We start from the raw sequence: 17082 nt of genomic DNA, 5'->3' as shown, positions 1-17082 counted from the left end.
GGCTCTGACATGACGACCTTGTCTCATCCGCGGCGCCTTGCAGGCGCGGCCCTGATCGCGCTTGCATTTGTAGGCCAGCTCGGCGCTCCCGCGAAGGCCGATGGCGAAGCGAAAATCCTGGCGCCGAGCGGCAGCTTGCGCGTCGGCGTCTATCCGGGCAGTCCGACTTCGATGGTGACCGACGCGAGCGGCAAGCCGCACGGCCTGAGCTACGATCTCGGAGGCGAGCTGGCGAAGCGGCTCGGCGTTGCCGTCGACTACGTCAGGTTTCAGCGCGTGGCCGACATCGTCAGTGCGATTCATGACGGCCAGGTCGACTTCACCGTGACCAACGCCACGCCGGCCCGTGCCAACGACGTCAGCTTCAGCCAGCCGGTACTGACGATCGAACTCGGCTATCTCGTTCCGGCGAACTCGGTAATCAACGCGGTCAGCGACATCGACCGGCCCGGCGTGAAGATCGGCGTCACCAAAGGCTCGACCTCCGAACGCACTCTCCCGGCGAAATTCAAGAATGCGACCATCGTTCCCGCCGAAAGCGTCAAGGTTGCGATCGCGATGTTCGGCCGCGGCGAGATCGATCTCTACGCGACCAACAAGCCGACGCTGTTCGAGATGTCCGACCAGATGCCGGGCGCGCGGATTCTCGAGGGCAATTGGGGCCTGGAGCACATGGCGATCGCAATTCCGAAGGGGCGCGAGGAGGCGCTCCCCCTGCTCAACCGCTTCGTAACGGAGGAGCAGTCGTCCGGCGCGCTGGATGCCATCCAGCAGCAGGCGGGCTTGCGCGGCGCGAGCAAGGCCACGCGCGAATAGCACCTGCTCGCGGGTTAATTGTGGGCGCCGACCCGCTTGTTCTTCTTGGAAACGGCGCGCCGCCAGAGTTCGGTGTCGTCGTCGCCTGACGGGATCAGGATCGCACGCTCGCGCGGCAGGGCTTCCGGCATCTCGTCGCGAATGAAGGCGATGAGCCTCTCTCTGATCTCGCAGCGCAGGTCCCAGGACTGTGGCGCGTTCCTGGCGCTGACCAGCGCCCGAAGCTCGATGGTGCGTGAGTCCGCGTCGATCACCTGGAGATTGACCACCGAGCCATCCCAGAGTTTGGACTGCTTCACCGCATCTTCCAGCCAGCGCCGGATGCGCGGCACGTCGGCCCGGTAGTCGACATGAAGCGCGATCACGCCGATCAGCGATGCGGTATCGCGCGTCCAGTTCTGAAACGGCCTTTCGATGAAATACGACAGCGGCACCACCATGCGGCGCCAGTCCCACAGCCGGATCACGACATAGGTCGAGGCGATGTCCTCGATCCAGCCCCACTCATTCTCGATGATTACTGCGTCCTCGATCCGGATCGGCTGGGTGATCGCGATCTGTACGCCGGCGATCAAATTGCTGAGCAGGGGCCTGGCGGCAAGACCGACGATGATGCCGGCGGCACCGGCGGAGGCGAACAGGCTGACCCCGTACTGTCTTACCGAGTCGAACGTGGTCAGCGCAGTGGAGACCGTGATGATGACAATAATCGTATCGGTCACCCGCTTGAACACGCGGACTTGTGTAACGTGCTTGCGGGCGATGAAGTTTTCCGTGACGTCGCGGAAATTCTGGAGATAGCGTGCCGCGCTCATGTCGACGACCCGGGTCGATATCCAACCGATCAGGGCGATGAAAGCCACCACGAACAGGCGCGTCAGCGGCGTCCGGATCGACTCGTTGAGCGGCGCGAGCGGCAGGACCAGTGCGACCGCAGCGAGACACAGTGCCATGCGAGCCGGCCCCGCCGTGCGCTCGACGAACATGCGCACGAGAGGGAAACGCACCCCGAACGCGCGATTGAGCAGCCAGACCGCGAGCCGATAGGCAGACAAGGCCAGCACGACCGCACCGGCGATCAAGCCGAGTCCGATGACCCAAGAGGGCACCCCGCCAAGCATCTCCTCGATGTCAGCCATCAAAGCCTGCCGATTCATCCCTGTCCCCGCATTCCATTCGCAACTGCCGCTCAACGCGGCCCAGCCAGCCTCTGCTCCCCCGCCCCATGCAACGCGGTATTCCCTCGGTGCAACCGTCGGCGAACTACGCTAGTTTGGGGCGGTCATGACTCGACGTACCGGCAGCGCCGATCTTCCCTTGCACAGTGGACGGGTTCCGCCGTGGCTTGCGACCCGCATGGCGTCGCTCGGCGCGATCGTCACGCAGGCGATCGTGCACCATTACGGGCGCGACGCGTTCCTGCAAAGGCTCTCGCACCCGTTCTGGTTCCAGTCGTTCGGCGCGGTGATGGGGATGGACTGGCACTCCTCCGGCATCACCACCTCCGTGATCGGGGCGCTGAAGCGCGGGCTCGGTCCGCTCCAGGACGAGCTCGGCGTCTATGTCTGCGGCGGCCGCGGACAGCATTCGCGCAGGACACCGGACGAGCTGTTGCAGCTCGGCGAGCGCGTCGGCTTCGATGGCGTGAAACTGACCCGCGCCAGCCGTCTGGTGGCGAAAGTCGACAGCGCCGCGGTCCAGGACGGTTTCGACCTTTATCTTCACGGCTTCTTCGTCACCGCCGACGGCAAATGGACGGTGGTGCAGCAAGGCATGAACGGCGACAAGCGCCAGGCCCGGCGCTATCACTGGCATTCGGAAGCGCTGAAGAGCTTTGTCGATACCCCGCACAGCGCGATCGACGGACCCGAGCAGGGCGAGATCGTCAATCTCACCGACCATCGCGCCGAACCCTCGCGCGCCGCCCAGCTCGAGCTGCTGACGGATCTCGGCCCCGACCGCGTCGTTTCGGAGTTCGAGCGGATCAACGGGACCGAACCGGCGCAGGCCCTGCTGCCGCATCTGATCATGCCCTCGCATCACGATGTCCGGCCAAAGGACGTGTTCGCACGGCGCCTGCACGGCACGCTCGCAGCAGCAGCCGAGCGCGGCCCGATCGATTTCCCCGAGCTGTTGCTGACGCCCGGCGTCGGCGCGCGCACCGTACGCTCGCTCGCGATGGTCGCCGAGGTCGTGCACGGCGCGCCCTACCGCTTCAGGGACCCCGCGCGCTTTTCGCTCGCCCATGGCGGCAAGGATCGCCACCCCTACCCCGTCCCGATCAAGGTTTATGACGAAACCATCCGCGTGCTGAAAGGCGCAATCCAGAACGCGAGGCTCGGGCGTGAGGAGGAGATGCAGGCGATCAAGCGCCTCGACGATCAGGCGCGACGGCTGGAGCGAACCGCGCGCGGGCCTTCGGTCGAATCTTTCATCGGGGGCGAACGCGCGGCATCTCCGGACCTCGACGGCCGATCCGTATTCGGCTGGGAGCGCGATCTCGTCTCGACAAAAAAGCGGACCGGCTAAGCACCGGTCCGCGAGTTAAGGTCGGGAGGAAACGACCCTTCTCCTCAGCTTTCGTCAGTCTCCGTGTCCTCGGCTCCGAGCCGGTTGGCCGCGTGGTCCTGATACTGCTCGGTCTGGATGAACTTGCCGTCCATGCCGCGGATGTCCGAGTGCTGGGCCTTGTCGCGGTTGGACAGGACCATGTTGTCGCCGATCTTGTCCTTGGGCACGTCGGCGAACGCGCCGGTGCCGTCGCTCTTGCCGTGCATCCCGGATCTGAAGTGCATCTTGCTGCCATTCCCGCCTGGCATCGATCTCTCCTGTTTGAATGATCGCCTCGAAACTCAGTGCTTTTGCTGTTGTGCCGTCGGTTTGGGCGGCTTGTGCCCGCTCTGGCCGGGATTGTTGTGCTTGTTGTGGTCGCTCTCCTGGTTGAGGCCGCCGCGGCTCACCGGAAACTCGCTCTGTCGCGCCTCCGGCTTGGCGCGATGAACGGCCGCATCCTGCGGATTGTGGCCGGAGGCCTGTTCGAGCTGCCGCGTATCCGGCACATCCGGTTCGCGTTGGAGAATGCGCACCTGCTGTTCGTGGGTTTTTCTGCCTTGCATCCGATATCTCCCGATTGTCACCGGCCTCTTCGGTGCGAGCCGCTGCGCGCGACGTCCTTGTCGATGCCACCGGCAACGTTCACGTCGTTCTCGAAGTCGCCCTCGATCGTGTTCTCGCCGAAGGCATCCTCGACGTCGTCAGGCGACGCGCCGGCCATCGACGCCCCCTTCGATCCGCCGATCAGGGGATTGTCGCGCAAATCCTTGCCGGACGGAGCGTACAGTTTCGGTTGCTTGCTGCTCATGATTTACCTGCCTCCGCCCTTGCCGGCCGCATCGTGCCGGTGATGGGAATCGTGCTCGCCACCGCCGCCGGAGACCCGGCTGTGGCTGCGCTGCGGATCGTCAGCCGGCGGCTTCTTGACCTCGAGCGGCGCCTTCGCATTCTCGTGCGATGCGCCGGGTCCGCCCTGGCGAATGCTGTTCGGTGTCTTGGTGGATGTCGACATGAACGTCACCTTCCTCAGCGATCTTGCTGGTATCCCTGATTGGTCGTGTTCTGCTTGATGTTGCCTTGTTGCCCCTGCTGCTCCGGATTTTCCGCGCGTTGTTGGCCATGCCGAGTCTGATCGGTCGGCATTTGCTTGGTGTCGCCAGTTCCCTTGTGGCTCTGGTTGTCCGGCGGAACAGGTGGCATTTTTCTGGTCATGATGCTGCCTCCTGCAAAGATGAGACGCTCGCGGTGAGCACGGAACCCGTGCCGACCTTCATCGCTGCGAGGTCTCAAGGACAACAGCCGTCACCGCGCACCGTTCCTGGTCGATCACGGGAACAAAGATTTTCCGAAGGACAGGAAATATCAGTTCGCCCGAGCGAGGGAACGATCGACCATCGCCGACGCGGCAGATGTCGCAGGTGTTCCCCGAGACTCTGCCGTGACGGGGAGCTGCTTGATCGCGCGAATCCCCGGGCGCTTGCGCCAATGAATTTGCGAAGGCTCGACAGCGAGACCAAGCTGCGGCCAGCGCGTGAACAACGCTTCAAGTGCACAGGCCCCCTCGATGCGCGCAAGCTGATGGCCGAGGCAGAAATGGATTCCCGTTCCGAAGGAGATGTGACGGTTTGGCTTGCGCTCGAGATCAAGCTCGTCGGGATGCTCATGCACCGCCGGATCCATGTTCGCGGCGGCGAGCATCACCATGACGCGGTCGCCCCTCTTCAGGCGCACGCCTTCAAGCTCGACATCCCGCCGAACATAGCGGGGCTTGGAGAATTGCACCGGCGAGACGAAGCGCAAGAACTCTTCGACCGCGAGCCCGACGCGGCTCCAATCCTGTTCCAGCCAATCGCGGAGGCCGGGGTTTTTGAGAAGCTCGTAAGCCGAGCCGCTGATGAGATGGGTGGTGGTCTCGGAGCCGGCCGCGAGCAGCAGAAACACCATCGACACCATTTCGTCCGGCGTGATCTGGCCGCCCTCGCGTTCGACCTGGACCAGTTCGGCAATCAGCCCTTCGCCGCCCCGCACGCGCGCGGCCTGCAATTGCTCTTCGAGATAGCTCCGCATCTTCCGGAACGCGAACAGCAGCCGAAAGAAGCTGGCCACGTTGGTCAACGAGGACATCGCATTGGCCCAGGCAATGAAGCGCGGGCGATCGGCCGGCGGCAGGCCAAGCAGTTCGGAGATAACCGATAGCGGCAGGATGCGCGCGTAGCGCTGGACGAGATCGGCCGGGCTTCCCTGCGCGAACAGCTCATCGGCCAGACCATCGGCGATGGCGCGAATGCGCGGCTCCATCGCGACGATCGCACGGCGGCGAAAGGCCTCGTCCACGATGCTGCGCAGCCGGGTGTGGTCCGGCTCGTCCATGGTCAGCATGTTGTTGGCGATGGTCCTGACCAGTCTCGGCATCCACCAGCGCAGACCCGCGACGTCGCCATCCTCCTTGCGCAGCGTGAAGGTCGTGCTGTCCTTCAGCACCTGCGCGGTCGCATCATGGGTCGTGGTGATCCAGACGTCGCCGACGAGCGGAAATCGCGTCGCGACCACGGGCCCCAAAGCTCGCAATTCCGCGATGGCCTTGGGCGGATCGCGAAAAAAGAAGGCCTCGCTGGTGAAATCGAGGCGCAGTGTCATGGGATCACCGGGATGGTTGGTGGCGCCTCACCCAGATGGTGCGCAGCGCTGCCGCCGCAAGTGGGCCGCCGTTGCTTACCTCGCCCCGCTTGCGGGGAGAGCGAGAAGAAAACCTACCCGCGCCCCGTCGAGCGCGAGCCGGTCTTGCGCTGCTGCTGATTGGTGTAGGCGTCCCAATGACTCCAGCTTCCGTTGCTGAGACTTTGCAGGTCGGTGGCGAGCGGACGGCGCGTGCGCTTCTCGTAGTCGGCGATCAAGCGCTCGGACTGCGCGATCTTGCGCTTGAGTTCGATGATCGCCTTCTGGGTCTGCCCGTTCCGCTTCGACGTGGCGATCTCGCCCATCGTGAAGCGCGCGGTCTCGAACGCCTTCAACTCAGCGCGATTCTTCTTCAACTGAACCCGGTGCCAGGCGATGTTGCTGTCGCTGTCCGCAACCATATGGGAACTCCGCTGATTCGCTCCCACATAGTATCGCGCGCTGAATCGGCGCCGCAACGGGCGCCGGGCGGCGAAAATGCGGCCTTATTGCGCAGGAATTCCGTGCCTACCGCTCCGCGAAGGCCTTTTCGACCACGAACTGGGCCGGCTCGCCGTGATTGCCCTCGACGAAACCGCGCTCGGCCAGGAGGACGCGGGTGTCCGCGACCAGCGCCGGGCTGCCGCAGATCATGACGCGGTCGTGCGCTGCTTCCAGCGGCGGCAGACCGATATCGCTGAACAGCTTGCCCGAGGTGATGAGGTCAGTGATGCGGCCGCGGTTGCGGAAGGGATCGCGGGTCACGGTCGGATAGTAGATGAGCTGGCCCCGGATGTACTCGCCCAGCAATTCGTCGTTCGGCAGCGTCTCGGTGATCATCTCGCCATAGGCGAGCTCCCTGACGTGCCGGCAGCCGTGCAGCAGCACCACCTTCTCGAAGCGCTCGTAGGTCTCGGGGTCCTTGATCACGCTCAGGAACGGCGCGAGCCCCGTGCCGGTGCCGACCAGGTAGAGGTTGCGGCCCTCCTCCAGATTGTCGATCACCAGCGTGCCGGTGGCCTTGCGGCTGACGATGATCTCGTCGCCTTCCTTCAGATGCTGAAGGCGCGAGGTCAGCGGGCCGTCCGGCACCTTGATCGAGAAGAACTCCAGCGTGTCCTCGTAATTGGCGCTGGCGACGCTGTAGGCCCGCAGCAGCGGCTTCTCGCCGACCTTGAGCCCGATCATGGTGAACTCGCCGTTGCGGAAGCGGAAGGTCGGGCTGCGGGTGGTCTTGAAGCTGAACAGCGTGTCGGTCCAGTGGTGGACGCTCAAAACGCTTTCCTGATTGAAATTGCTCATCTCACCTTCCCTGTCGCTGCCGAGCGGTTCCGAGGCGATTGTCAGCTATGCGTCGTTTGTACACGATCATTCGTATACTAATGAATAATCCCGCTTGATCCCGCGGTCAAGGCTGCCCAAGATCGAAAGCGTTGCAGTTAGGAATGAGGAGCCCTTCCATGGCGCATGACGCACCCCAGGCCGCCGGACCGTCGAAGCTCGTGATCCGCAATATCGGCCTGATCCTGTCCGGCGCCCTGGAAAAGCCGATCCTGGATGGCGACACCATCGTCGCCGAGAACGGCAAGATCACCGCGATCGGCCGCTTCAAGGACGTCAACACCGAAGGCGCGACCACCATCGTCGACGCCAACGGCACCACGGTGGCGCCGGGCCTGATCGACAGCCACGTCCATCCCGTCGCCGGCGACTGGACGCCGCGTCAGAACCAGACCAACTGGATCGACAGCTATCTTCATGGCGGCGTCACCACCATGATCTCCGCCGGCGAAGTGCACATGCCCGGCCGCCCCCGCGACGTCGTCGGCCTGAAGGCCATGGCGGTGTTCGCGCAGCGCGCGTTCTGGACGCTGCGGCCCGGCGGCGTGAAGGTTCACGCCGGCGCCCCCGTGATCGAATGCGAGATGGTCGAAGAAGATTTCAAGGAGATGGCCGCCGCCGGCGTGAAACTGCTCGGCGAAGTCGGCCTCGGCGGCGTGAAAGACGGCCCAACCGCGCGGAAAATGGTCGGCTGGGCGCGCAAATACGGCATCCAGAGCACGATCCACACCGGCGGCCCCTCAATCCCCGGCTCCGGACTGATCGACAAGGATGTGGTGCTGGAGGCCGACACCGATGTGGTCGGCCACATCAACGGCGGCCACACCGCCCTGCCCGATGACCAGATCCGCTGTATCTGCGAGGGCTGCAAGCGCGGGCTCGAGCTCGTGCACAACGGCAACGAGCGCTCGGCGTTGTTCACGCTGCGCACCGCGCGCGAGATGGGCGACCTGCATCGCGTCATCCTCGGCACCGATGCACCCGCCGGCTCCGGCGTGCAGCCGCTCGGCATTTTGCGCATGGTCTCGATGCTATCCTCGCTCGGCGAGTTGCCGGCCGAAATCGCGTTCTGCCTTGCCACCGGCAACACCGCACGGATGCGCGCGCTCGATTGCGGCCTGATCGAGGTCGGCCGCTCCGCCGACTTCGTCATCATGGACAAGGCGCAGCACTCGCCCGGCAAGAACATTCTGGAGAGCGTCCAGCTCGGCGACCTTCCCGGCATCGGCATGACCATCATCGACGGCATCGTCCGGACGCAGCGCAGCCGCAATACGCCGCCGGCGGGCAAGGTGCCGGAGGTGGTGGCGAAGTAAGCCGCCCCACACACCGTCGTCATTCCACATTGCGCAATTGCGCAATGGGGATGCGCCGCAAGGCGCAGGCCCGGAATCCATAACCCCGGCTCGTGGTTATGGATTCTCAGATGCGCAATTGCGCATCATGGCTCGCGACTTCGTCGCGCCCCGGAATGACGGGTTCATCGCAGCTTGTTCAGTAGCGCCATCAGCGTCTCGCGCTCCTTGGCATCGAGCGGAGCAAGCGTCTCGCGGGTGATTGCGAGTGCGTTCGGCGCGACCTTCTCCGCAAGCTGCTGACCGGCGCGCGTCAGGCTGACCACCAGCCGCCGTCCGTCTTCGGGATCCTGGCTCGTCTCCGTCAATCCGCGCGCGCTGAGACGATCGATCACGCCCTTGATGGTCGCGACGTCCATGGCCGTGAGCCGCCCGAGCTGGTTCTGCGAGCACGGGCCGGTCTCGGCGAGCTTCGACAGCGCCGCCCATTGCGTCGGCGTGAGATTGGTGCCGATGTCACGCGCGAAGATCGCGCTGTGGCGCTGCCAGACCTGGCGCAGGATGAACCCGACCTGCTCGTCGAGCACGTAAGACGGTTTGGCCGGCTTGACGCTCTTCTTGGCCGCGACGCTTCTCGCCATCCGCCCCCACCCCTCACAACGACAGATGCGCGTCGCGGATATCCGGACGCGCGTCGAGCTCGGCCATCGTGCCGCCAAAGCAGATGCGGCCGCGCTCGATGATGTAGGCACGATCGGAGATCAGCCGCGCAAAGTGCAAATTCTGCTCGGAGACGACGATGCTGACGCCCTCCTTCTTCATGGTCAGGATCGCATCGACCATCTGCTCGACGATCTTGGGTGACAGGCCTTCCGAGGGCTCGTCCAGCAGCACCAGCGACGGATTGCCCATCAGCGTGCGCGCGATCGTCAGCATCTGCTGCTCGCCGCCGCTCATGCGGCCGCCCGGACGATTGCGCATCTCGCTCAGGTTCGGGAACAGCGCGAACAGCTTCTCGCGCGTCCAGTATGGCGCGTTCGTCCGCTTCGGCTGGCGGCCGACCTCGAGATTCTCCTCGACCGTCAGGTCGGTGAAGATGCGCCGCTCTTCCGGCACATAGCCGAGGCCGCCGCGCACGATCTCATGCGTCGGCAGCGCCGTGACGTCCTTGCCCTCGAACATGATGCGGCCCGAGCGCTGCGCCACGAGGCCGACGATCGAGCGGAACGTCGTCGACTTGCCGGCACCATTGCGGCCGAGCAGCGCCACCACCTCGCCCTCGCCGACCTCGAAGCCGATGTCGAACAGGATGTGCGCCGGGCCATAGTGGCTGTTGAGGTCCTGCACCGTGAGCTTCATGTCGCGGCTCCCTCGCGGTGGCGGGCATCGTAGACGAGGCCCTCGCCGAGATAGACCGCCTGCACCTGCGGATTGCCGCGCACTTCGGCCGGCGAACCCTCGGCGATCAGCGTGCCGCGGTTCAGCACGATGATGCGGTCGGCATGCTCGAACACCACGTCCATGTCATGCTCTGTGAAGAGCACGCCGATCGACTTCTCCCGCGCGATATTGGCCGTGAGCCGCATCAGGTCGACCCGCTCGCGCGGCGCCATGCCGGCGGTCGGCTCATCCATGAGCAGAAGTCTCGGTTGGTTGGCGAGCGCCACCGCAAGCTCGAGCCGCTTGAGATCGCCATAGGCGAGCTCGCCGCAGGGCCGGTCCGCATAGCCGCTCATGCCGACCAGCTCCAGTAGTCGGCCGGCCTCGTCGCGATCGAAGCGCGGCGCCGAGCCCCAGAGGTTGAACAACTGCTTTTGGTGCGAGATCAGCGCGACCTGCACATTCTCGCGCACGGTCATGGTCGCAAAGGTCGCGGTGATCTGGAAGGTGCGCCCGACCCCGAGCCGCCAGATCTCGCGCGGCTTCTTTCCGGTGGTGTCCTCGCCGTTGAGGCGGACGTACCCTGAGTCCGGCTTGTTCTGGCCGTTGAGCATGTCGAAGCAGGTGCTCTTGCCGGCGCCGTTCGGCCCGATCAGCGCCAGAATTTCGCCGGCACGCAGCGAGAACGAGACGCCGCGCACGGCGTGGATGCCGCCATAGGATTTGGTCAGGCCTTCGACCGCGAGAAGTGGGGGTGCGACGCTCATTCGGCGGACTCGATCGGCTTGGCAAGCAGGGCTGATCCCGGCGGCGACGCGTTCCTGCGCCGCTGCGCGAGCATCTCCAGCATCCCGACGATGCCCTTGGGGAAGACGACCACGATCAGAACGATGAACGCGCCGAGCACCAGCTTCGACAGATCGGTCTGGCTGACCAGCCAGATGTTGAGCGCCTTGTAGACGATGGCGCCGATCACCGCGCCCGACACCGTTTCGACGCCGCCGAGCAGCACCATGACCAGTGCATCGACCGAAAGCGATATGCCGAGATTGTCTGGGAAGACGCTGCCCTTGAGATAGGCGAACAGCGCGCCGCCGATGCCGGCCGTCGTCCCCGCGATCACGAACGCGGTCCACTGGATGCGCTTGGCGTTGATGCCGATCGCCTCGCTGCGCAGGCCTGAGTCGCGCGTGGCCCGGAGCGCGTAGCCGAATGGCGAGAACACCGCGATCCGCAGGGCGATCGTCACAAGTGCCGCGACGCCGAGCGCCAGCCAGTAGAAGTGCGAGGGACTCGCGGCCCAGCTCGAAGGCCAGACGCCCAAAATGCCGTTGTCGCCGCCGGTCACGCTGACCCACTGGAACGCAATCGACCAGACGATCTGCGCGAAGGCGAGCGTCAGCATGGCGAAATAGACGCCTGAGAGCTGTACCGCGAAGAAGCCGAACACGGCAGCACCCAAGCAGCCGAGCAGCGGTCCGAGCAGAAGACACACGATCATCGGCAGCCCCGCCATCTTGGCGAGGAAGGCAATGCCGTAGGCCCCGAGGCCGAAATACGCCGCGTGGCCGAAGGACGCGAGACCGCCGACCGACATCAGGAAATGCAGGCTCACGGCAAAGATCACGAAGATCGCGATCTCGGAGCCGACGGTCAGCGCGTAGTTGCCGGCAAACAGCGGCAGCATCGCCGCGACGACGAGCGCGGCAAGCGCAGCCAGCCGCTCATTCGACGTCAGCGGCCGCCAAGGGTTGACGGTGAGACCGGGCGTCTTGCGCGCCGGCGCCTCGGGCCTGCCGAACAACCCCCAGGGCCGCACGATCAGCACCACCGCCATCACCAGGAAGACCAGGATGATCGAGATCTTCGGGAAGATCAGGATGCCGAACGCGTTGAGCTCGGAGACCAGCACCGCCGCGACGAAGGCGCCGACGATGCTGCCGAGGCCGCCGATCACGACCACCACGAACACCTCGACGATGATGCGCAAATCCATCGCGTGATGGACGGCATCACGCGGGATCTGGAGCGCGCCGCCGAGCGCGGCCAGGAACACACCGACTGCAAACACACTGGTGAACAGCCATTTCTGATTGACGCCGAGGGCCGCGACCATGTCGCGGTCCTGCGTCGCGGCGCGCACCAGCACGCCCCAGCGCGTGCGCTGGAACAGGAGCCAGAGAACGCCAAGCACGACCGGGCCGAGCACGATCAGGAACAGGTCGTAGCTCGGGATGTTCTGGCCGAAGAAATCGACCGCGCCCTTGAAGCCCGGCGCGCGCCGGCCGAGCAGATCGTCGGGGCCCCAGATCAGGACCACGAGGTCCTCGACCATCAGCGTCAGGCCGAACGTCGCGAGAAGCTGGAACAGTTCGGGTGCATGATAGATGCGCCGGAGCAGCACCATCTCCACGACGACGCCGATCAGCGCCACCGCCAGCGCCGCCGCGACGATGCCGCCCCAGAAGCCGAACGCCCCGGCGAAGCGATCCGTCAGCGTAAAGGCGATGTAGGCGCCGATCATATAGAAGGCGCCATGCGCGAAATTCACGATCCGCGTCACGCCGAAGATGATCGACAGGCCCGAGGCCACCAGGAACAGCGACGCTGCGCTGGCGAGACCGGTCAGAAACTGTACGACATAAAAGGCCATCGGCGGTCCGGGTTCGGTTTGCATGCCGTGATGTGCGGCAGCGAGATCTTGGTTCACCTCTCCCCACCTGCGGGGAGAGGTCGACGCGCGAAGCGCATCGGGTGAGGGGAGCCTCCGCGAAAACGTCTGTCACCGCCCTCGCGGAGACTCCCCCTCACCCCAACCCTCTCCCCGCTAGCGGGGAGAGGGAGACGAAACATCAATCCTTCGGCCGCAGCTTCTCGACTTCGGCATCGCTCGGCAGGTAGTCCGCACCCTTCTTGTAGGACGAGTCCACCATGATGCCTTTGCCGTCCTTGACCGAGGTCTTGCCGACATAGGCGCCCAGCGTCGACTGGTGGTCGATCTTGCGGAAGGTGATCTCGCCGAAGGGCGAGCCGAGCGACAGGCCTTCGGCCGCGGCGATCAGCTTCTCCGGATCGGTCGAGCCTGCCTTCGCAAGGATCGCCGCCGCCGACTTGATGGTCTGGTAGCCGACGATCGAGCCGAGCCGCGGATAGTCGTTGTACTTGGCCTGGTACGCCTTCAGGAACGCATCATGCTCGGGCGTCTTGATCGAGTACCAGGGATAGCCGGTGACGATCCACCCCTCCGGCGTCTCGTCCTTGAGCGGATCGAGATATTCGGGCTCGCCGGTCAGGAAGGAGACGACTTCGCGTCCCTTGAACAGGCCTCGCGTGTTGCCCTCGCGCACGAGTTTGACGAGATCGGCGCCGAAGGTGACGTTGAGGATCGCCTCCGGATTAGCTTGGGCCACCGCCTGCACCACCGGGCCCGCGTCGATCTTGCCCTGCGGCGGCCACTGCTCGTCGACCCACTGGATGTCCGGGCGCTTCTCCGACATCAGCTTCTTGAACACCGCGACTGCGGACTGGCCGTACTCATAGTTCGGCGCGATCGTCGCCCAGCGCTTTGCCGGCAGCTTGCTGGCTGCTTCCACCAGCATCGCCGCCTGCATGTAGTTGGAGGGACGCAGACGGAAAGTGTACTTGTTGCCCTTCGACCAGGTGACGGCGTCCGTCAGCGGCTCGGCCGCGAGGAAAAACACTTTCTTCTGGTTGGCGAAGTCGCTGACCGCAAGGCCGATGTTGGACAGGAATGTGCCGGCAAGCATCGCAACGCCCTCGCTCGACACGAGCTCGTTGGCCGCGGTCTGCGCGTCCGCCGGCTTGCCGCCGTCGTCCTTGGAGATGACGACGAGCTTCTTACCGTTGATGCCGCCGCTCGCATTGATCTCTTCGACCGCGAGCTGCCAGCCCTTGCGGTAAGGTTCGGTGAAGGCTGGCAGCAACGAATAGCTGTTGATCTCGCCGATCTTGATCTCAGCCTGCGCCATCGCCGAACTGGCCATGCCGCCGGCCAGCAGCGCGAACGCAGCGCCAACGAAATAATTCTTAGCTCGCATCCCAACCTCCACTGTGAAAAATTAACGCAGGCCGTCTTCGCCCTTGATCTCCGCAACCGTGAGCCCGCCGACGCGCGGCAGCGGACGGCCGCTGTCGGTGACGGCGACCGCGACCATGATCTCGTTGGCGCGCGGCGCATCGTTGATCTGCACTTCCATCCCGTCGAAATGACTGCGCACGAAGGCCGCATCCTTGTGCCCCAAGGGAATGTCGAGCGTCGTGCCCGGACCGCTGCGCTTCTTCGACGACGGGATCAGCGCTGCGCCCTTGCTCAGCACCTTCCGCACCGGCGCCCCCATCTTGGGATGGAGGATAGCGGCCGCGTGCTCCAGCTCGCCGTTCTCGCCGACGGCCGCCGCCTTGCCATAGCTCTGCACTTTCGACCCCTCGATACCGAGTGCGGCCACCGCGCGCTTCGACAGGAGGTCGCCAAGCTCCTCGCCGATCGCAATCAGCGGCGAGAGGTCTTCGACATATTTTCCGGCAAAGGGATTTTCGATCACGGCGATCGCCGCGGCGCGCCGGGTCGGCGGCGATACCTGCCGGCCCATCTCCATCTGCGTCTCCTCGACCACGGTGACGATCTTGCGGATGATCGCGCTCATGTTTCGCTTCCCTGTTCAGGCATGGACCGCGTTCTCCAGCACAAGCGGGCGCGATCGTTGCCGTTCTATATCCTTGGTTCCGATGACAAGCATATCACCACAAAGCTGCAAGACAGCCCCTTCGATCAATCCGCGATCGAACAATTGCCGTGCACATTCCGCGCCAGATTCGAGCGCCGTCGCAATCTCGGCCCGCGACAATCGACCGACGTCACAGGTGACGAGGCGCGCGCCGAGGTCGCTATCGGGCTGAAGCTCGTTGGCCGGCTTCCGGATGATGGCGGGGTGACCGGGCAGATCGACCGCATTGGCGATGACCGTCGCGGCCGCATCGGCCTGCGACGCCGCCCCGGCCAGCACCGTGACCGCATCGGCAATGCCGAGCGAGAAGCTGCGGCCATGCCGGCCGCTGGTCGCGATGCCCCGCACGGGATCGTCCGCATCGACCGTCATGGTCCGCATCACGCCGTCACGGTCGGGCCGGTCCATCAGGCCGATCGAAAAATGCTCACCGCGATCGAGATGCAGCGCGATATCGCCGCCATTGTTGACGTAGACCCGGTCGAGCGTCGCAGCGTTCAGCATCGCGCCCAGAATTTCTTCCGCCACGCTGCCGGCGACCGCAGCCATCGGCGTGATGAAGCATTCCGCGGCATAGGGCGCGACGGCAGCATGCATGCGACGTGCAACGACGCCGTTCAGCGACGTTCGCGCCGGATCGGCAGCTCTGCGCAGCTCCGTCAGCTCGGCGCAGAGCTCGTCGAGCAGGCCGGCGAGCCGCCGCGCCGCCGCCTCATAGGAAGCGTGCACCTCGCGCACATCTCCCCTCGCCTCCACGATCAGATCAATCGGACCATCCTGCAAATGCAGCCGCCGGCCATCAGACAGCAATGCGACTTGCGGAAGCCTCATGCGCGCCTTCCCGGGATGGGATTTTGCCAGGGCAACTGGCGGACATCATCGCCGCCCTTCACCTCGGACAGCGGCTTTACGTAATCCATGTGGCCGCCGAGCGCGGCATAGTCCGACAGTTTCATGGTGAACTCGATCGGCGCGACCAGCGCCGGGGTCGGCACATAGCCGAACGCCCCGGCGGGCATCTGCGTCACATCGACCATGTAAGTGATGCCGCCGCCGGGCCAGACATAGACCGGCGCGCCGCCGCTGGTGACGCGCGTCAGCGCATCCTTCACCGAGCGCGTCAGCCGCACCGGATTGTCGGTGACGCCCGCGCGCAGCGAGCCGCCGGCACCAGCCATGAACAGCACCGTGCACAGCGCCGGCTCGCAATTCTCCTGGATGCGCTCGACCGAAAACTTCAGATCGGCCGGCATCTCGGTCTCGACCGGCTTCAAGGCCTCGTCGAGCACGTAATAAGATGAGTGCTCGCCGGTGGTGGAGACCATCAGCATGCTCAGACCGGGCTTCGCCTCCTTGGCATCGAACGGCCCGAGAATCGCCAGGGGATCGGAGATGTTGGTGCCGCCCCAGCCCGTGCCGGGATCGGCGACCTGGAAATAGCGGCCGGGGGTCGAGCGGCGGCCCTTCATCTTGATGCCGGTGTCGGCGATGTCGAGCAGCTTGCCGGCCTGGTGCTCCGAGAGCACTCCGGTGATGTGGTCGTCGACGACGACGACCTCATCCACCTTGCCGTGCCATTGCTTTGCGAACATACCGATGGTCGCCGAGCCGCAGCCGACGCGCATGCGCTCTTCCTTGACGCCGTTGACGATCGGCGGCTGGCCGGCCTGCACCACCACGCTCGCACCGCCGTCGATCGTGAGCTCAACCGCCTTGCAATTGGCGAGATCCATCAGCGTGTCGCAGGTGACGCGACCTTCCTTCTTGGAGCCGCCGGTCAGATGATGGACCCCGCCGAGCGAGAGCATCTGCGAACCGTATTCGCTGGTAGTAACATGCCCCACCGCCTCGCCCTGCGCGCGGACGGTCGCGGTCTCCGGGCCGAGATAGCGGTCGGTGTCGATCTTCACCTTGATGCCGCAATAGGAGAAGATGCCCTCGGTAACCACGGTCACCATGTCGACGCCATCGACCTCGGCGGAAACGATGAACGGCGCGGGCTTGTAGTCGGGATAGGTGGTGCCGGCGCCGATCGCGGTTACGAAGGTCGAGGGTTCGTGGACGATCTTGCCGTCCCAATCTTCCGTGCGGCTGAACGGCACCAGCTTGCCGCCCTGCGAGACCGTGCGTTCGAGAATGATGTGCGGATCGACACGGACGAGCTTGCCGTCGTGATTGGCATAGCGGTCGCAGGCTCCCGCCGCGCCCGGCTTGATGTAGCACATCACCGGACAGGCATCGCAGCGGATCTTGTCGGAGACGGCGCTCGTCGTTTCAGTCACCATGTCAAAGCCAGC

Annotated in this window: 20 protein-coding genes; 3 read left to right on the top strand and 17 right to left on the bottom strand. The window is 64.9% G+C overall.

The window, feature by feature from the left end:
• Positions 1-9: 9 nt before the first annotated feature.
• Positions 10-816: an ABC transporter substrate-binding protein gene (locus MTR72_RS31730; RefSeq protein ID WP_280964506.1), complete on the top strand. Its 807-nt coding sequence runs from the start codon at positions 10-12 to the stop codon at positions 814-816.
• Between the two features lie 14 nt (positions 817-830).
• Here MTR72_RS31730 and MTR72_RS31725 read toward each other — a convergent pair whose 3' ends face one another.
• Positions 831-1973 carry a mechanosensitive ion channel family protein gene (locus tag MTR72_RS31725; RefSeq protein WP_280964507.1) on the bottom strand — a complete coding sequence of 381 codons (1143 nt, stop codon included), beginning with the start codon at positions 1971-1973 and terminating at the stop codon, positions 831-833.
• A gap of 127 nt (positions 1974-2100) precedes the next feature.
• Between MTR72_RS31725 and MTR72_RS31720 the strand changes: the two genes are divergently transcribed.
• Complete coding sequence (locus MTR72_RS31720; protein ID WP_280964508.1) at positions 2101-3345, top strand: DUF763 domain-containing protein; 1245 nt, start codon at positions 2101-2103, stop codon at positions 3343-3345.
• Positions 3346-3389: 44 nt separating this feature from the next.
• Here the strand turns inward: MTR72_RS31720 and MTR72_RS31715 are convergent, their stop codons facing one another.
• From MTR72_RS31715 to MTR72_RS31680, 8 genes are all read right to left on the bottom strand, one after another.
• The gene (locus tag MTR72_RS31715; RefSeq protein WP_280964509.1) at positions 3390-3635 is read right to left on the bottom strand and encodes a hypothetical protein; all 246 of its coding nucleotides are present in this window, start codon (positions 3633-3635) and stop codon (positions 3390-3392) included.
• Between the two features lie 33 nt (positions 3636-3668).
• Complete coding sequence (locus MTR72_RS31710; protein ID WP_280964510.1) at positions 3669-3932, bottom strand: hypothetical protein; 264 nt, start codon at positions 3930-3932, stop codon at positions 3669-3671.
• Between the two features lie 17 nt (positions 3933-3949).
• Positions 3950-4177: a hypothetical protein gene (locus MTR72_RS31705; RefSeq protein WP_280964511.1), complete on the bottom strand. Its 228-nt coding sequence runs from the start codon at positions 4175-4177 to the stop codon at positions 3950-3952.
• Positions 4178-4180: 3 nt separating this feature from the next.
• Positions 4181-4381, bottom strand: coding sequence for a hypothetical protein (locus tag MTR72_RS31700; protein WP_280964512.1), 201 nt, complete (start codon positions 4379-4381; stop codon positions 4181-4183).
• A gap of 14 nt (positions 4382-4395) precedes the next feature.
• Positions 4396-4581, bottom strand: a complete 186-nt coding sequence (locus tag MTR72_RS31695; RefSeq protein WP_280964513.1) for a hypothetical protein — start codon at positions 4579-4581, stop codon at positions 4396-4398.
• Positions 4582-4731: 150 nt separating this feature from the next.
• Complete coding sequence (locus MTR72_RS31690; RefSeq protein WP_280964514.1) at positions 4732-6006, bottom strand: cytochrome P450 family protein; 1275 nt, start codon at positions 6004-6006, stop codon at positions 4732-4734.
• A 113-nt stretch (positions 6007-6119) separates the two neighbouring features.
• Positions 6120-6446, bottom strand: a complete 327-nt coding sequence (locus MTR72_RS31685) for a hypothetical protein (protein WP_280964515.1) — start codon at positions 6444-6446, stop codon at positions 6120-6122.
• Between the two features lie 106 nt (positions 6447-6552).
• Positions 6553-7326 (bottom strand): ferredoxin--NADP reductase, encoded by a 774-nt coding sequence (locus tag MTR72_RS31680; RefSeq protein ID WP_280964516.1) that lies wholly within the window; start codon positions 7324-7326, stop codon positions 6553-6555.
• A gap of 158 nt (positions 7327-7484) precedes the next feature.
• Here MTR72_RS31680 and MTR72_RS31675 point away from each other — a divergent pair, with 158 nt between their 5' ends.
• The gene (locus MTR72_RS31675; RefSeq protein WP_341511762.1) at positions 7485-8681 is read left to right on the top strand and encodes an amidohydrolase family protein; all 1197 of its coding nucleotides are present in this window, start codon (positions 7485-7487) and stop codon (positions 8679-8681) included.
• Positions 8682-8845: 164 nt separating this feature from the next.
• Here MTR72_RS31675 and MTR72_RS31670 read toward each other — a convergent pair whose 3' ends face one another.
• The 8 genes from MTR72_RS31670 to MTR72_RS31635 form a co-directional block, all read right to left on the bottom strand.
• Positions 8846-9301: a MarR family winged helix-turn-helix transcriptional regulator gene (locus tag MTR72_RS31670; RefSeq protein ID WP_280964518.1), complete on the bottom strand. Its 456-nt coding sequence runs from the start codon at positions 9299-9301 to the stop codon at positions 8846-8848.
• A gap of 13 nt (positions 9302-9314) precedes the next feature.
• Positions 9315-10019 (bottom strand): ABC transporter ATP-binding protein, encoded by a 705-nt coding sequence (locus MTR72_RS31665; protein WP_280964519.1) that lies wholly within the window; start codon positions 10017-10019, stop codon positions 9315-9317.
• A complete protein-coding gene (locus MTR72_RS31660) occupies positions 10016-10807 on the bottom strand; it encodes an ABC transporter ATP-binding protein (RefSeq protein WP_280964520.1) in 792 nt (263 codons plus the stop codon). The genes MTR72_RS31665 and MTR72_RS31660 overlap by 4 nt, the downstream gene beginning before the upstream one ends.
• Complete coding sequence (locus MTR72_RS31655; protein ID WP_280971014.1) at positions 10804-12693, bottom strand: ABC transporter permease; 1890 nt, start codon at positions 12691-12693, stop codon at positions 10804-10806. Before MTR72_RS31655 ends, MTR72_RS31660 begins: the two co-directional genes overlap by 4 nt.
• Before the next feature lie 199 nt (positions 12694-12892).
• On the bottom strand, positions 12893-14098 hold the full coding sequence (locus MTR72_RS31650; RefSeq protein WP_280964521.1) for an ABC transporter substrate-binding protein: 1206 nt from the start codon (positions 14096-14098) through the stop codon (positions 12893-12895).
• Between the two features lie 21 nt (positions 14099-14119).
• Entirely contained in the window at positions 14120-14704 is a 585-nt protein-coding gene (locus tag MTR72_RS31645) for an amino acid synthesis family protein (protein ID WP_280964522.1), read from the bottom strand.
• Between the two features lie 15 nt (positions 14705-14719).
• A complete protein-coding gene (locus tag MTR72_RS31640) occupies positions 14720-15616 on the bottom strand; it encodes a UPF0280 family protein (protein WP_280964523.1) in 897 nt (298 codons plus the stop codon).
• Entirely contained in the window at positions 15613-17070 is a 1458-nt protein-coding gene (locus MTR72_RS31635) for a 6-hydroxynicotinate reductase (RefSeq protein ID WP_280964524.1), read from the bottom strand. Before MTR72_RS31635 ends, MTR72_RS31640 begins: the two co-directional genes overlap by 4 nt.
• Positions 17071-17082: the final 12 nt, after the last annotated feature.

This window comes from Bradyrhizobium sp. ISRA442, assembly GCF_038085055.1.
Taxonomy (GTDB): Bacteria; Pseudomonadota; Alphaproteobacteria; order Rhizobiales; family Xanthobacteraceae; genus Bradyrhizobium.
Note: the sequence above shows the minus strand (reverse complement) of the source record. Positions and strands in the feature narration are given on the sequence as shown.

Bases quoted from the DNA above. Each gene is read 5' to 3' on its own strand.
- MTR72_RS31730 (WP_280964506.1), top strand. From the start codon at position 10: ATGACGACCTTGTCTCATCCGCGGCGCCTTGCAGGCGCGGCCCTGATC.
- MTR72_RS31725 (WP_280964507.1), bottom strand. From the start codon at position 1,973: ATGAATCGGCAGGCTTTGATGGCTGACATCGAGGAGATGCTTGGCGGG.
- MTR72_RS31720 (WP_280964508.1), top strand. From the start codon at position 2,101: ATGACTCGACGTACCGGCAGCGCCGATCTTCCCTTGCACAGTGGACGG.
- MTR72_RS31715 (WP_280964509.1), bottom strand. From the start codon at position 3,635: ATGCCAGGCGGGAATGGCAGCAAGATGCACTTCAGATCCGGGATGCAC.
- MTR72_RS31710 (WP_280964510.1), bottom strand. From the start codon at position 3,932: ATGCAAGGCAGAAAAACCCACGAACAGCAGGTGCGCATTCTCCAACGC.
- MTR72_RS31705 (WP_280964511.1), bottom strand. From the start codon at position 4,177: ATGAGCAGCAAGCAACCGAAACTGTACGCTCCGTCCGGCAAGGATTTG.
- MTR72_RS31700 (WP_280964512.1), bottom strand. From the start codon at position 4,381: ATGTCGACATCCACCAAGACACCGAACAGCATTCGCCAGGGCGGACCC.
- MTR72_RS31695 (WP_280964513.1), bottom strand. From the start codon at position 4,581: ATGACCAGAAAAATGCCACCTGTTCCGCCGGACAACCAGAGCCACAAG.
- MTR72_RS31690 (WP_280964514.1), bottom strand. From the start codon at position 6,006: ATGACACTGCGCCTCGATTTCACCAGCGAGGCCTTCTTTTTTCGCGAT.
- MTR72_RS31685 (WP_280964515.1), bottom strand. From the start codon at position 6,446: ATGGTTGCGGACAGCGACAGCAACATCGCCTGGCACCGGGTTCAGTTG.
- MTR72_RS31680 (WP_280964516.1), bottom strand. From the start codon at position 7,326: ATGAGCAATTTCAATCAGGAAAGCGTTTTGAGCGTCCACCACTGGACC.
- MTR72_RS31675 (WP_341511762.1), top strand. From the start codon at position 7,485: ATGGCGCATGACGCACCCCAGGCCGCCGGACCGTCGAAGCTCGTGATC.
- MTR72_RS31670 (WP_280964518.1), bottom strand. From the start codon at position 9,301: ATGGCGAGAAGCGTCGCGGCCAAGAAGAGCGTCAAGCCGGCCAAACCG.
- MTR72_RS31665 (WP_280964519.1), bottom strand. From the start codon at position 10,019: ATGAAGCTCACGGTGCAGGACCTCAACAGCCACTATGGCCCGGCGCAC.
- MTR72_RS31660 (WP_280964520.1), bottom strand. From the start codon at position 10,807: ATGAGCGTCGCACCCCCACTTCTCGCGGTCGAAGGCCTGACCAAATCC.
- MTR72_RS31655 (WP_280971014.1), bottom strand. From the start codon at position 12,693: ATGGCCTTTTATGTCGTACAGTTTCTGACCGGTCTCGCCAGCGCAGCG.
- MTR72_RS31650 (WP_280964521.1), bottom strand. From the start codon at position 14,098: ATGCGAGCTAAGAATTATTTCGTTGGCGCTGCGTTCGCGCTGCTGGCC.
- MTR72_RS31645 (WP_280964522.1), bottom strand. From the start codon at position 14,704: ATGAGCGCGATCATCCGCAAGATCGTCACCGTGGTCGAGGAGACGCAG.
- MTR72_RS31640 (WP_280964523.1), bottom strand. From the start codon at position 15,616: ATGAGGCTTCCGCAAGTCGCATTGCTGTCTGATGGCCGGCGGCTGCAT.
- MTR72_RS31635 (WP_280964524.1), bottom strand. From the start codon at position 17,070: ATGGTGACTGAAACGACGAGCGCCGTCTCCGACAAGATCCGCTGCGAT.